Here is a 13,808-nt window from a genome sequence, read left to right on the forward strand (position 1 = left end):
GATCGAAGCCGTGTGCGCATTGTCGACCGAGGTGACGGCAGGCTGGTTGGCGCCATTGGAGCCATAGTTGTCGCTGCTGGCGAAAGCGCTGCCCGAAACGGCCAGGACGGCGGCGGCAGCAAGGATGATCTTTTTCATTTCAAGTCTCCTGAATTCTCAAATTCCACCGCAGAGGCGGGCTTGCCCGCCATCTGCTGCAGGATCGGCTGTTAGTTGTTGCCGAAGAGGTTATGGTCGGCACCCTGAACAGGTGCCTGGGCAGCCGGAGCCGACGTCTTGGTCGAAGCGGTGTATGAGCTGTCGGTCGAAGTGGCCGCGGGCTGGTTGGCGCCATTGGAGCCATAGTTGTCGCTGCCGGCGAAAGCGCTGCCCGAAACCGCCAGAACGGCGGCGGTAGCAAGGATGATCTTCTTCATTTCAAGTCTCCTGAATTTTCGAATTTCACCAGGACGGCGGAAGGCCCGCCGTCAACTGGAGATCGGCTGTTAGTTGTTGCCGAAGAGGTTGCGATCAGCACCCTGCACAGGCGCCTGGGCAGACGGCGCCGACTTCTGGACCGAAGCCGTGTGCGCGTTGTCAACCGAGGTGACGGCAGGCTGGTTGGCGCCATTGGAGCCATAGTTGTCGCTGCTGGCGAAAGCACTGCCCGAAACGGCCAGGACGGCGGCGGCAGCAAGAACGATCTTCTTCATTTCAAGTCTCCTGAATTCTCAAATTTCGCCAGGACGGCGGAAGGCCCGCCGTCAACTGGAGATCGGCTGTTAGTTGTTGCCGAAGAGGTTGCGATCGGCACCCTGGACAGGCGTCTGGGCAGCCGGTTCCGACTTCTTGGTCGAAGCGGTGTACGAGCTGTCGACGGCGGTGGCCGCAGGGGCATTCGAACCATAATGGTCGCTACCAGCGAAGGCGCTGCCGGAAACAGCCAGAAGGGCGGCGGCAGTGAGAATGATCTTTTTCATTTTTTGATACTCCAGTATTTTTCCGTCCGTCTAGCGGCGTGTCTTGGGAGGAAATCGCGTCGTTCGGACAGCCCCGATGTGGGAAAGCCATACCGCCATTTCCAATCACGAAGTTTTTCCGTGTGGACCAAGTTTCCACCACTTGAAATTGTGCCAGGGCCTTCTACATTCGTTTTTTCCATTTGTTATCAAATAGTTATTCTAACAGACCGCGCGATCACCAACTGTGTCGAAGGCCCAGTGTTCACACCGTCCTGCACGCATCGTCAACAGAAACGAACCGTTCGGTTCGATTTTAGAGGGCGCTAATAGTCACTTTTCGAAACCGTTAACCTTTTTGGGCTCCGCCACGAGACGGAATCCGAGGCGGCGACCTGAGGCTTTCTGCCCTGCAACGGCGGCCGCGCCGTTTCCAATGCGTGTCGCGCGGCATGGATGCGATGTCGTTTTCATGCCGACGACAAGTCGGCGATCATGGTTAGATCCTGCCATCTCAGGTGCCGCCGCGTGACGACGAGGCGGAGAATTGGGAAGCCGGTCAGAATCCGGCGCTGCCCCCGCAACGGTGGTGGAGTTCAGGTCGCAACGGGAGACCACTGGGCAAAGGCCTGGGAAGGTGTCGCGACAGTCCGCAAGGACAGCTCCAGAGCCCGGAAACCAGCCCGAGATGTTGGACTCGACTGATCGCGGCGGGCGGTCAAGAGGCGGATGGTGCATGTCCGGCGCAAGCCGGCGCGCGGCTTGATCCTTCCTCTCTCCCCTCCGTTCAGTCCTTCGATGCGAGGACAGGACTTCAATGCGAGGACAGGACATGGATGCGCGCAACGACATGCTGAAACGGCTGCAAGGCCGCAGGGACGGCTTCTCGCTCGAGCAGCCCTTCTATACCGATCCCGACTACTTCAAGCTCGACATGGAGCTGATCTGGTACCGCGACTGGCTGTTCATCGGCCATGATTGCGAACTGCCCCGGCCCGGCAGCTTCATCACCGTGCAGATCGGCGACTATCCTGTGGTGCTGGTGCATGACCAGAAGGGCAACATCAACGCCTTCCACAATTCTTGCCGCCATCGCGGCAGCCGCGTCTGCAACACAGACAAGGGCACGGCGGCGAAGCTCGTCTGCCCCTACCATCAGTGGACCTATGAACTGGACGGCAGGCTGCTGTTCGCCAGGCAGATGGCCGAGGGTTTCGACAAGAGCCAGTTCGGCCTGAAGCCGGTCGCCTGCGAAAGCGTCGGCGGCTACATCTTCATTTGCCTCGCCGACGAGCCGGCGGATTTCGCGCCGATGCGGACGATGATCGAACCCTATTTGCTGCCGCATCGGCTGCGCGAAGCAAAGGTCGCCTTCGAGAGCACCATCGTCGAGAAGGGCAATTGGAAGCTGGTCTGGGAAAACAACCGCGAATGCTATCATTGCGCCGGCAACCATCCGGAGCTCTGCAAGACCTTCCCGGAGGCGCCGACCGTGACTGGCGTGCAAGACGCCGACAGCGACCCGGAGATGCTGGTGCACTGGGCCAAGTGCGAGGCGGCAGGCCTGCCGAGCAGGTTCCGCATCGACCCGGCCGGACAGTACCGTGCCACCCGCGCGCCGCTGCTGCGCGATGCCGTCAGTTATACGATGACGGGAAAACGCGCGGTCAAGAAGAACCTGTCCGACGGCGTTGGCACCGACCGCATCGGCTCCTTGCTGCTCTATCACTATCCGACGACCTGGAACCACATCCTCGGCGACCACGCCGTCACGTTCCGCGTGCTGCCGATCAGCGCCACCGAGACTGCGGTGACGACCAAATGGCTGGTTCACAAGGACGCGGTCGAGGGCGTCGACTACGACCTCGCCGAACTCACCCATGTCTGGACCGAGACCAACGGCCAGGATCGTCGCATCGTCGAGGAAAACGCCTTCGGCATCCTGTCGCCGGCCTATGAACCCGGCCCCTATTCCGAACTGCACGAAGGCGGCGTCATCCAGTTCGTCGACTGGTACGCGCGTTTCATCGGTCCGCGCCTCGCCGAAGACGGCCGGCCGGCCCTGCGCAGCGTTGCTTGAGAGGTGAGGGATGAATGCGATGACGGATCTCGGCCTCTATCGCCATCTCGATCAGATGGCGCCCTGGAACGACAGGCTCCAGGTGCTGGAAGTGATCGGCGTGAGCGACGAGGCGCCTGATGTAAAGACTTTCACCTTCCGCTCCGACAACCAGACCTGGTTCCGCTACAAGCCGGGCCAGTTCGTGACGCTGGAACTGCCGACAGCGGATCGGTTGCTGATGCGCACCTACACGCTGTCGTCTTCGCCTTCACGGCCATTCTCGATCGCGGTGACGGTGAAGGCGCAGGCCGGCAGCACCGGCACACGCTGGATGTTCGACCATTTGAGGCCTGGTTCGCACGTCAAGGCGTATGGGCCGGCCGGAGACTTTTCGCTGCACAGCCACCCGGCGGCCAAATATCTGTTCATCTCGGCCGGCTCCGGCGTGACGCCGATGATGTCGATGCTGCGCTGGCTGAATGACTGCGCGCCATGGACCGATGTCGGCTTCGTCAACTGCGCACGCCGCCCCGAAGAGATCATCTTCCGCAAGGAGCTGGAATTGCTCGGCAGCCGCATGCCCGGCCTGTCGCTCGGTTTCATGATCGAGGAGCGGTCGAGCCGGGAAGGCTGGTTCGGCCATATGGGCCGCATCGACGCCATCCGGCTGCCGCTTCTGGCGCCCGATTTCCGAGAGCGCGAAATCTTCTGCTGCGGCCCCGACCCCTTCATGCGTGCCGTGCGCGGCATGCTCGAAGCCGCCGGCTTCGACATGGCGAGATACCATCAGGAGAGCTTTGCAGCGCCGCTGGTGGAGGAAATCCCGGCGCCGTTCGCCTCGCCGACTGGAGACGGCGCAGCCATTCCTGTCGAAGCCGCGACGCCGATCCGGTTCTCGATTTCGGATGTCGATGCCGCATGCGTCGCCGGCCAGACGGTGCTGCAGACGGCGCGCGCCTCGGGAGTCAGAATCCCCGCCGCGTGCGAATTCGGCCTGTGCGGAACCTGCAAGGTCAAGAAGCTCTCGGGCGAGGTCGAGATGAGCCACAATGGCGGCATCCTCGATCACGAGATCGAGGATGGCTTCATTCTCGCCTGCTGCTCCAAGCCGCTTTCGGCGCTTGAGATCGAGGCGTGACCGGCGGCTGGCTGCGAGCCTCCGACGCCGCTTAGTGAGCGTCGCCTGAGTCCGTTTCGCTGCGACACGCTTTTGGAGCGAAATCCGACGGCCATTCAGGGAGTGATCAGCTTCACAGAAGGGAAATAAGTCCGGTAGCGGCCGACATCACGCGTCAGCAGCGGAAGGCGTCCGACGGCTGCGTGGGCGCCGATGAAAAAGTCAGGCAGTACGCCGGTCCTGGATCCTCCCGATCTGCGATATTGTGTAAATGCTTTTCCGGCAAGGAAGAGGGCTGCTCTTGGCATCGGAACCATTTCTAGACCGGCCGCCTCGACAAACGCCTCCAGATCCTCGATGCGTGCGTAGCGGACGGCAAGCTCGGCATAGACCGCATCATTGATCAACAACGGCCCATCAAGGCTCGCTGCCTCGAGATGGGCGACCGACCAATCCGCCCAGCTCGAATCGTCCGTAACAACGTCGAGCAGAACGTTGGTGTCGACGAGCGTCACCGTTCGGAACGCGTCAGCGCCATGATCGCGTCCGTCGTGAGCCCCTCGCCGGCATGACCTCGCAACTTGGCGAAGCGGCTCGCCGGCTGCTTTTTGTCAGCACGGGTCAGCACCACGCTGCCATCGGCAGCGCGCCGGAAATCGACCTTGCTTCCCGGGACGATCTCCAGGAGATCGCGAACCGGTTTGGGGATGGTCACTTGTCCCTTCGCTGTAACGGTCGTCGTCATCTTCGTTCCTCGGTAATACCATGTCTCCCGAAGGTATTACCTTGCGGTCCGGATTTCAAGGCCTGAAGCGTCAATCCCCGGCCGGGAGGCGGGCTCGTCGACCGACAAGCCCGCCATCCCTGCATTCATGTCAACGCGATGTCTCAGCCATTGGCGAAGGGCACGGCGACATAGATCTGGGCATCGCCTCGTTCCACCAGCAGCAGCACCGATTTGCGGCCTGACTTGCCGGCCTGCGCGATCGCCTGCGTGGCCTGCCTGGCGCTCTTCACCGGCATCTGGTTGACGGCGATAATGATGTCGCCGGGCTGGACGCCGGAAGCCGCCGCCGCCTTGTTGGGATTGACCGCGGCGACCACCGCGCCACGCTGGTTGTCGGGGAGGTTCATCTGCTGGCGAATATCGGGCGTGATGTCCATCAGGCCGAGCCCGATCGCCGGCAGGCGGGCGCCCTGCCCGTTTCCCGGCGCGCCGGAATCACCAGATACCGACGCGGTCTGCGCATCGTCGCCATTGCGGCCGACGTCGACGGAAAGCTGCATGGTTTTGCCATTGCGCCAGACGTCGAGCGTTTCCTTCTTGCCGGGCGAGACATCGGCGACGGCACGCGACAGGTCCTTGGGGTCCTTTATCTCCTGGCCGGCGAAGCCGGTGATGAGGTCCCCCGTCTGGATGCCGGCCGCGGCCGCCGGCGAGCCCTCGGTGACCGAGGAGACCAATGCGCCGCCGGGGTGATCGAGACCTATGGCACTGGCAACGTCCGGGGTCACCGGCTGGATCTGGACGCCAAGATAGCCGTATTCGATTTCGCCGCCCTTCATCAGCTTGGCGACCACCTTTTGCGCCTGGTCGGACGGAATGGCGAAGCCAACGCCGACGCTGCCGCCATTCGGCGAATAGATCGCGGTGTTGATGCCCACGACGTTGCCGCTCACATCGACCAGCGGACCGCCAGAGTTGCCGTGGTTGATCGGCGCATCGATCTGGATGAAATCGTCGAACGGCCCGCTGTGGAGATCGCGGCCGCGCGCCGAGACGATACCTGAGGTGACCGTGGTGCCGATGCCGAACGGATTGCCGAAGGCCAGCACTTGATCGCCCGGCATCAACTTATCAGAATCTCCCCATTTTACCGTCGGCAGGGGCTTGTCGGCCTTGATCTTGATCACCGCAAGGTCGTTCTTGGCGTCGCGGCCGACCAGCTTGGCGGGAAGCTCTGAACCGTCGTCAAGCGTCACCTTGATCGAGCTCGCGCCGTCGATGACATGGTTGTTGGTGACGATGGTGCCGTCGGCGCCGACGATAAAGCCGGATCCGAGCGCTTCGGCGCGCTGCGACTGCTGCGGCGGCGCTTTCGGCCCGGGCATGCCCTGGTCGCCGAAGAACTGGCGGAAATAATCGTCGAAAGGCGAGCCGCCGCCGTCCAGGGGCGAGGCATCGCTCATGGCGTCCGGTTGCCCCTTCATGACGGTCGTAACCGTCACCACGGCCGGCTTGTCGGCTGCCACGATGGGGGCAAAGGAGCCGTTCGGGGCCGCTACGCCGGCTACGGGGGTCTGTGTCGTACCGACGGCGTTGTGGACCTCGTTCGGGCTTTCGGCGAAGGAGGCCACGATGGGAGAGATGATCAGCGCAGCGCCCAGCAGGGCCGCGACGCGATGTCTACGAAGAATGCTTATGGGTGACATGGTCGTTCTGTCCGGGCGAGAGTTGAACCTGGGCCGCGGATGGTTCGGGGGAAAACACCCGTCGGCTGTCGACAGCCGGATTGCCTGTCTCGCCGCGCATGGCAGCCGGCCGGATCGACAAACCAGCATCTAGGGCGCGGATTGGCCCGATTTAGGGTTTTCGGGCGACCTTACGAAGATTTAATTTTAGAGCCGGCTTATGGACCAGCCGCTCGGCTGAGATAGGCCGAGGCGATCTCGCGCATGCGCTCGCCGTCGAAGCTCGGGCCGTGACCGCCATGGCCGATGCGGATCGGCAGGTCGAGCAGACGCCGCATGGTGAGGCAATAGGCCGACTTGTCGGAGTCTGGCAGGTCGTCGATCAGCCGGTCGTCATAGATGGCGTCGCCGCTGAAGAACAGGCCGTCTGCTTCGTCGAACAGCGCGATCGAATCCGGCGAATGCCCGGGCAGATGCAGCACGCGGAAGCGGCGGTCGCCGAGATCGACGACATCACCCTCGTCGAGGGTGCGCGTCAGCGGCGCTGGCGGGATCTTGTAATCCGCAGCCTTCCAGCCCGGTGCCGGCAGTCGCGAGACGGCGCCGTCGAGGTCGTGGAACATGTAGGCGTAGGTCGCCGCCTCATCCATGTTCTCGAACTGCGCGGCACTCACCCTGGGTCCCGCGCGCAGCGCGAATTCATGCAGCGAGCCGACATGATCGAGATGGATGTGGGTGGCGACGACGATGAGCGGTTTGCCGGCCCGGGTTTCGATCTCCGGCGCCAGCGGGCAGATGCCCATGCCGGTATCGACCAAAAGGTCGGCGTCGCGGCCGGTGAGATGCCAGATGTTGGCGCGCACATAGTCATGCACGAACGGCTCGGTCAGCATCGTCGTCTTCTCGTCGACGATGCTCCTGCTGAACCAGTTCTCCATCAGAAGCGGCCCGGCATCAAGCGTGAGCCCGGCATCAGGTGTGAGCCTCGCATCAGGTGTGATCCTGGAATCAAGTATGGTCCCGACATCAGACGAAGGGCTTTCCGACCTTGTATTTTTCCGGCACCAGCCGCTTCAGGTAAGCCATGCCGGCGTCGGACAGATGGTTGGCGTCCGGCTTCATGAAGTTCTCGGGCATGTGACGGGTCTTGCCGGCCACGTTCTTCAGCGGCACCTTCTTCAGCACGGTTTTGGTGCCGTCATATTGCAGCGCCACGGAGCCGCCGCCCTGTTCGGCCACGGTGACCGCGAACGCTCCCGCGTCGAACGCCTCCTGCGCGTCGACGGCGCTGATGGCGCCGACATAGCCGCGCGGCATGTAGCCCAGCGCATCGACGCGGGCGCGCTTGCCCGGCAGCCCTTCGGCGAGCGCCCGCTCGAGTGCCGCCGGCAGGTCGCTGCCCGATAGCTTGACATTGCCATGCTGGTCGCGCTCCAGCTTCTCGGGCGGGACCAGGCTTTCAACCAGCGCCTTGCCGTCGGCGGTGCTCACCCCTTCCGAAACGGCGACGATGCAGCGCTTGTGGCGGTCGAGCGTGGCGCGCACGTCCTCGATGAAGGCTGTGGCCGAGAACGGCCGCTCCGGCACGTAGACGAGATGCGGACCACTGTCGGGATCGAGCTGCCAAGCCGCGGCCGCGGCCGTGAGGAAGCCGGCGTGCCGGCCCATGACGATGCCGACATAGATGCCGGGCAGAGCGCGGAAATCGAGATCGACGGACAGGAAAGCGCCGGCGACGAACTCGGCCGCCGAGATGAAACCCGGCGTGTGGTCGTTCTCCTCGAGATCATTGTCGATGGTTTTGGGCGCATGCACGAACGCGATCTTGCCCCCGGCGGCATCGGTCAGGATCTGCTGCGTGCCCGACGTGTCATTGCCGCCGATGTAGATGAAGGCATCCGCGCCGGCCTTCTTCAGGCCGTCGAGGACGACCTCGCAATAGGCTGCATCCGGTTTGTCGCGCGTCGAGCCAAGGGCCGCGCTCGGCGTTCCGGCGATCAGCCGCAGGCGGTCTTCCGGGACGGCGGAGAGGTCGATATAATTGCCGTCGCGGATACCGCGCACGCCGTGGATGGAGCCCAGGACCTTGGCGCCGGGATGCCGCTTGCGGATCTCCAGCGTCGCCCCGACCACGGTCTGGTTGATGACGGCCGTCGGGCCGCCGCCCTGCGCGATGACGAAAGTTCCGGCCATTGGTGAAATTCTCCCGGGCGATTGGATTTCAGGCACCTTCGCCTGTCTTTGGCCATCGCGCAACGGCAGAAACGACCGGCCGCGCCAGCGGCCGCGAGGTGAGGCTTGAGCTAGACGACGACGACCGGGTTCTTCTTGGAAACGCGGCTGTAGAGGTCGATGATGTCCTGGTTGATCAGGCGCACACAGCCCGACGACATGGCCTGGCCGATGCTCCACCATTCGGGCGAGCCATGGATGCGGTAGCCGGTGTCCTTGCCGTCCTGATAGATGTAGAGAGCGCGCGCCCCGAGCGGGTTGGTGAGGCCGCCGGGCTGGCCGCCCTGCCATTTTACCAATTCCGGCTTGCGGGCGATCATTTCCGGCGGCGGGGTCCAGGTCGGCCATTCCCGTCCGTACTGGATGTTGGCGCGGCCGGACCAGCGGAAGCCGTCCTTGCCGATGCCGACCCCGTAGCGGATGGCGTCGCCCCCCGGCTGGACGAGGTAGAGCATGCGCTCATTGAGATGAACGACGATGGTGCCGGGCGCTTCGCCCGTCTGGTCGACGACGATCTGGCGGCGGAATTCCGGCTTGATCTTGAGGTAGGGCACCTCGGGCACGTTGAAGCCGCCGTCGCTCAGGGACGCGTACATCAGGTCGGGGCTGGTGACGTTCTTGTCGACGCTGATGCTCGGCCGGATCGGCCGCACAGAGCCGGTGACCGTGTCGTCGAGCTCAAGCGCCGGCAGGCCGCCGCCCGAAGTCGAGCAGCCGGCGGCGCCAAGCAAGGCCAACGCCCCTGCCCCGGATAAAACGGCGCGGCGGGAGACAAGACTATCGGTTTCGATTGCGTCGCCGTTTCGCGGCGGCCTCAGACCTTGCGGCAACTCACGCATGTACCCAAACCCTACGCTGTCGGCGGGAAGCACGGTCCGGCCGGATGACGAGCATTTTCATCATTCATGGTTGATAAAGCGTGAAGGCCTTGCGCTGCCTGCATTTGCGAACAGGCTGGGCGCCATTGCGCCCTCTCCGGTATCGCCAACCAGCGTGCCCTGCACGAAATCACCTCGGGCGGGTCATGATCCCGGCGCCAGCGTGTCAAAAGCGGGGGCCCCCATGTGCAAGACCTGAAAGATCAACCTCGAGCTTCTCGCCGAGATCGTGAACCTGTCGGGCGGCTCGACTGACGCCGAACTGCCGTTGGCGGGGGTAGAAACAAACCGCTTTACATTCTCCTGGACCGAAGGATTTATCCTCTTCTTTGAGCTCAAAGGAGACGAGCATGTCCTTCGAAAACTGGGCCGCCTTCGCTGCCGCGTCGACCATCCTCCTAGTCATTCCGGGACCGACCATCCTTCTGGTCGTGTCCTATGCCCTCGGCCAGGGATGGCGCACCGCACTGCCGATGGCTGTCGGTGTGGCGCTGGGCGACTTCACGGCGATGACCTTGTCCATGCTGGGCATCGGCGCCCTGCTGGCAGCTTCGGCCACCGTCTTCACGATCCTGAAGCTGATCGGCGCTGCCTATCTGGTCTATCTCGGCGTAAAACTGTTCCGGGCCGGCGGCGCGCTCAAGGCCGAGCCGCGCACCGATGCCGTGTCCTCCGCCAGGATGATGGGGCATGCCTGGCTGGTCACCGCGCTCAACCCGAAAAGCATCACCTTCTTCGTCGCTTTCCTGCCGCAGTTTCTGGACCGGCACGCCGATTTCTGGACGCAGATGCTGATCTTCGAGACGACCTTCCTGGCGCTCGCCTTCGCCAACGCCTTCGGCTACGCACTGATCGCGTCGCGAGCGCGCAACCTTGTGCGCAACCCCAGGGCGATCCGCGTCTTCAACCGCACCGGCGGCACGCTGCTGGTTGGCGCCGGCATCGCCACAGTGGCGATGCGTTCAGGGAATTGAACAAGGGGAATTCGCTCAACGCACAGCGTTATCGCTGCCCCTCACCTGCCTGCCGGCGGATGAGGGGCAGCGCCGATTTTACGCACGAAAACAGCGCCGCAACCCTCCGCGTCTCACCACTTGATGCTGACGCCGAGATTGCCCTCAAGGATGCGCCGCTTGTCGCCGCCGAGATTGGTGGTGTAGTCGCCGGTGGCGAAGAGGCTGACCTTGTCCGTCACCTTGGCGATCACGCCGCCGCCGAATTCGAACGAGGTCGAGCGGCTTTCGGTCGAGATGTCGGTGGTGTCGAAGTTGACGTGATCCGTGCCACCGAAACCGTGCCAGAGATTGGCCTTGAGGTAAGGTTGCAGCGCGGTGCCGTTCAATTTCGTCTCGCCCTGCAGGCGCAGGCCGAGGCGTCCGGTGACGTTGTCGTCGAGATCGAAGGAAACCGACGCGAAGCGATCCTCGGCATCGTCGAGCGATAGATGCTGCCAAATCAGTTGCGCCTGCGGTTCGAGCGTCCAGCCTTGCGCCAGCGCGATCGGGTAGCCCCCTTCCAGCGAAGCGGTGACGCCGGTTCCCTTGACATCGATGCCGATGTCGCGGGTCGAGGTCGCATCGCCGCTGAAAAAAGTGGCCATGACGACCCCGTCCAGGTACCAGCCACCGGGACCGATACGGGTCCAGTAGCCGCCGACGCTGGTGCCGCCGAGATCGATGTCGCCGACGCCCAGATCGTTCTGCCCCAGCGCCTGGCCGCGCACATCGCCGTTCATGGTGGCATAGGCGATGAACAGGCCGGCACGATCGACGCCACCTGAAGCGGTTTCCTGGCCAAACACGTCGAAGCCGCCCTGGAACCCGAACAAGGTGCCGTCGAACGACGGCGAAACCGTTCCCGACCAGCCCATCTTCGCGTCCTGGCCGAAGATACGGCCCCAGACCGGAGAGAGTTCGGTGTTTGACAACAGGCTCTGTTCGCCTCGCCGTTCATGGAAAGTGCCAAGTGTCGTCATCGCCAGATGCTCGGCCACCGGCGGAACCGCCGAATAGACCGGGACCTCGACACGGTAGAGCAGGATCTCCTCCCCTGCCGCGGGCGTCGGAAGATCGGGTACCGCAGTCGGGACGGGCGGGGGCGGCGGTGGCGGATCAGCCGCCGGTGCCGCCGGCGGGGGTGGCGGGGGCTGGAGCTCCGGATCGCCGGCCTGCACCGGCGGCGTCGGATCGACCGGCGGATTGTTGACGTCGCCTTCGGACGGCACGGGCACGTGCGGCAGTTGGGAAGGCGGCGGCGGCGGCTCGGCTGCCGGAGGTTCGGGCTCGGGCGCCGCCGTCGGTCCGATCCCCGGCGGCGCTGCGGCCGGCGATGTCGGCGTTATCAACGACGAGCGCAGATACCAGTTCTCCGCGCTGCCTGCGGTGACGCCACCCTTGAACAGATAATATTCGAAGGCGCCCGCCGCGACCGGCGCGTCGAGCGCGAAGGCGCTGGCGCTGGAGGTGGCGCCATTGACCGCCTGGACGACCATGATGCCGTCCTGCGTCGTCTCGGCACCCGTGCCGCCGACATTGACCACCCCGATGCCGGTCGAGCCGGAAGCCGTGCCGCCCGACAGCACCAGCCTGTCCGAGGCCGAGGAATCATCGCCGAGTTCCGTCTGGATGAGCAGCAGGCCGCCAAGCCCGGTGTAATTGCCCGAAATCGTCAGCCGATCCATCGCGCCTGTACTGCCATTGGTCAGGTCGATGCGGCCGGCATTGACGACGTCCGCAAGCTGGCCCGCCGTAAAGGCCTGTATCGACGCGTTGAAGCCGCCGCCATAGAGCGTGCTTGCCGCATCGACGCTGAGCGAGCCCGTGCCGGTGCCGCTGTCTCCCAGCACCAGATTGCCGTCCAGCGTGAGTTCGGTGTCATTGGTGGCGTCGATGCTCTCCCAGTTCTGCACCCGGCTGATGCCTTTGAGCTTGACGTTGTCGAAACTCAGCGTGTCGGTGCCGAGGCCGCCATTCAGCGCGTCGGCGCCGCCCATATTGGAATTGGTCAGGTTGCTCAGCTTTGCCGTGTCGTTGTCGGCGCCGAGGTCGACGGCGCCATAGATGATGCCGCCGCCGTCCCAGACGAAACTGTCGGCGCCGAAGCTCATCAGCACGTCGCCGCCGACCGTGCCGCCGGTAATCGTCACGCTGTCATTGCCGCCGCTGACACTGATGTTGCCGCCGATCGTGCCGCCCGAAAGGATGATCGTGTCCTTGTCGAAGCCGGTGACCAGGTTGCGGTCGATGGTGCCGCCGGACATGTTGAAGTAGTTCTGGTCGAGCTTCATGTTGACGCGGCCGATGCGGCCGCCCGTCATCACCGCATGGTCGCCGTCGTCGAAGAAATCGACGATGCGTCCGTCCGTCATGGTGAAGGTGTCGAGGCCATCACCCTGGTTAAGTGAACCGATCTGGCCGCCGCTTATGTTGAAGTCGTCTATGCCCGAGCCCTGCTGCACATTGCCGATGACGGTGCCAGCGCCGATGGTGAAGAAATCGGCGCCACCGCCCTGGTCGACCGTGCCGGTGATGGTACCGGATTGCATGTCGATGCGGTCCGAACCAACGCCGAAGGTGACATTGCCGCTCACCTGGCCGGTGCCGCCGGCGGGAAAGGTGAGCGTGTTGTCGCCGTTCAGATCGTTGAGGCTGCCGCCCGAATCGCCGCTGTCGCAGATGAAGGTGTCGTTTCCGGCGGTCGGAACGAGCAGGCATGCGGCGAAGGCGGCGGAATTGGGCAGCAACGCCAGCGACGTCGCGGCAAAAACGCCAAGCATTCGAGGAAGAAACATCACCGGCATATGCCGTTTCAGAACAACTAATTTAGCGATGTCTTCCGAATCGCCATTCGGAAGCCTGTTTTCAAAGCGCCGCACCGCGTCCCTCCAAGATTCGCGATTGCAAGCCCCCACCCTACGCCGCAATGAAGACACAATTCGTTCCGTTTTACAAAGCCTAATCTGCCCGTCATGGTTGATGAACTGGAAAACGGGCCGGACAGAGCTGTGCTTTGATTGAGCCAGAATTGGTGCTTGGCGTGCGTCTCGCCAACCCTCCAAAGCGTGTTGGTGGCGGCGCGTACGCTGGCGCGGCCACACAGCCCGCCGTCGGCGTTGTTTTCGTGATGCGCGGCCGATTGTCAGAGAATTGACCCGCGGCGGATCTTGGCTT

At 63.6% G+C, this 13,808-nt stretch carries 14 protein-coding genes and 1 riboswitch; of the genes, 3 read left to right on the top strand and 11 right to left on the bottom strand.

The window, feature by feature from the left end:
* From FJ443_RS00005 to FJ443_RS00020, 4 genes are all read right to left on the bottom strand, one after another.
* The coding region (locus tag FJ443_RS00005; protein ID WP_140662285.1) for a DUF680 domain-containing protein at positions 1-138 on the bottom strand (138 nt) is incomplete at its 3' end.
* A 71-nt stretch (positions 139-209) separates the two neighbouring features.
* A complete protein-coding gene (locus FJ443_RS00010; RefSeq protein WP_140501220.1) occupies positions 210-416 on the bottom strand; it encodes a DUF680 domain-containing protein in 207 nt (68 codons plus the stop codon).
* A 69-nt stretch (positions 417-485) separates the two neighbouring features.
* Positions 486-692, bottom strand: coding sequence for a DUF680 domain-containing protein (locus FJ443_RS00015; RefSeq protein WP_140501222.1), 207 nt, complete (start codon positions 690-692; stop codon positions 486-488).
* 69 nt (positions 693-761) lie between these two features.
* Positions 762-959 (bottom strand): DUF680 domain-containing protein, encoded by a 198-nt coding sequence (locus FJ443_RS00020; protein WP_140643974.1) that lies wholly within the window; start codon positions 957-959, stop codon positions 762-764.
* Between the two features lie 478 nt (positions 960-1,437).
* A riboswitch (cobalamin riboswitch) is annotated at positions 1,438-1,640 on the top strand.
* A 130-nt stretch (positions 1,641-1,770) separates the two neighbouring features.
* On the opposite strand from FJ443_RS00020, the gene FJ443_RS00025 reads away from it, so the two are divergent.
* Both FJ443_RS00025 and FJ443_RS00030 read left to right on the top strand, forming a co-directional pair.
* Entirely contained in the window at positions 1,771-3,018 is a 1,248-nt protein-coding gene (locus FJ443_RS00025; protein WP_140662287.1) for an aromatic ring-hydroxylating dioxygenase subunit alpha, read from the top strand.
* 19 nt (positions 3,019-3,037) lie between these two features.
* Complete coding sequence (locus FJ443_RS00030) at positions 3,038-4,138, top strand: hybrid-cluster NAD(P)-dependent oxidoreductase (RefSeq protein WP_140567874.1); 1,101 nt, start codon at positions 3,038-3,040, stop codon at positions 4,136-4,138.
* Between the two features lie 95 nt (positions 4,139-4,233).
* On the opposite strand, the gene FJ443_RS00035 is transcribed toward FJ443_RS00030, so the two are convergent.
* From FJ443_RS00035 to FJ443_RS00060, 6 genes are all read right to left on the bottom strand, one after another.
* A complete protein-coding gene (locus tag FJ443_RS00035) occupies positions 4,234-4,632 on the bottom strand; it encodes a type II toxin-antitoxin system VapC family toxin (RefSeq protein ID WP_140662289.1) in 399 nt (132 codons plus the stop codon).
* Positions 4,629-4,862 (bottom strand): AbrB/MazE/SpoVT family DNA-binding domain-containing protein, encoded by a 234-nt coding sequence (locus FJ443_RS00040; RefSeq protein WP_140662291.1) that lies wholly within the window; start codon positions 4,860-4,862, stop codon positions 4,629-4,631. Before FJ443_RS00040 ends, FJ443_RS00035 begins: the two co-directional genes overlap by 4 nt.
* A gap of 143 nt (positions 4,863-5,005) precedes the next feature.
* Positions 5,006-6,550 (bottom strand): DegQ family serine endoprotease, encoded by a 1,545-nt coding sequence (locus FJ443_RS00045; RefSeq protein ID WP_140558907.1) that lies wholly within the window; start codon positions 6,548-6,550, stop codon positions 5,006-5,008.
* Between the two features lie 197 nt (positions 6,551-6,747).
* Positions 6,748-7,467, bottom strand: a complete 720-nt coding sequence (locus FJ443_RS00050) for an MBL fold metallo-hydrolase (protein WP_140501235.1) — start codon at positions 7,465-7,467, stop codon at positions 6,748-6,750.
* 88 nt (positions 7,468-7,555) lie between these two features.
* Positions 7,556-8,722: a diphosphate--fructose-6-phosphate 1-phosphotransferase gene (locus FJ443_RS00055; RefSeq protein WP_140558908.1), complete on the bottom strand. Its 1,167-nt coding sequence runs from the start codon at positions 8,720-8,722 to the stop codon at positions 7,556-7,558.
* A gap of 110 nt (positions 8,723-8,832) precedes the next feature.
* Positions 8,833-9,600 carry a L,D-transpeptidase gene (locus FJ443_RS00060; protein ID WP_140517780.1) on the bottom strand — a complete coding sequence of 256 codons (768 nt, stop codon included), beginning with the start codon at positions 9,598-9,600 and terminating at the stop codon, positions 8,833-8,835.
* Positions 9,601-9,989: 389 nt separating this feature from the next.
* On the opposite strand from FJ443_RS00060, the gene FJ443_RS00065 reads away from it, so the two are divergent.
* Entirely contained in the window at positions 9,990-10,613 is a 624-nt protein-coding gene (locus tag FJ443_RS00065; RefSeq protein ID WP_140517779.1) for a LysE family translocator, read from the top strand.
* Between the two features lie 113 nt (positions 10,614-10,726).
* On the opposite strand, the gene FJ443_RS00070 is transcribed toward FJ443_RS00065, so the two are convergent.
* A complete protein-coding gene (locus tag FJ443_RS00070; protein ID WP_246681184.1) occupies positions 10,727-13,429 on the bottom strand; it encodes an autotransporter outer membrane beta-barrel domain-containing protein in 2,703 nt (900 codons plus the stop codon).
* Positions 13,430-13,808: the final 379 nt, after the last annotated feature.

It is taken from the genome of Mesorhizobium sp. B2-6-1 (assembly GCF_006440475.1).
Taxonomy (GTDB): domain Bacteria; phylum Pseudomonadota; class Alphaproteobacteria; order Rhizobiales; family Rhizobiaceae; genus Mesorhizobium.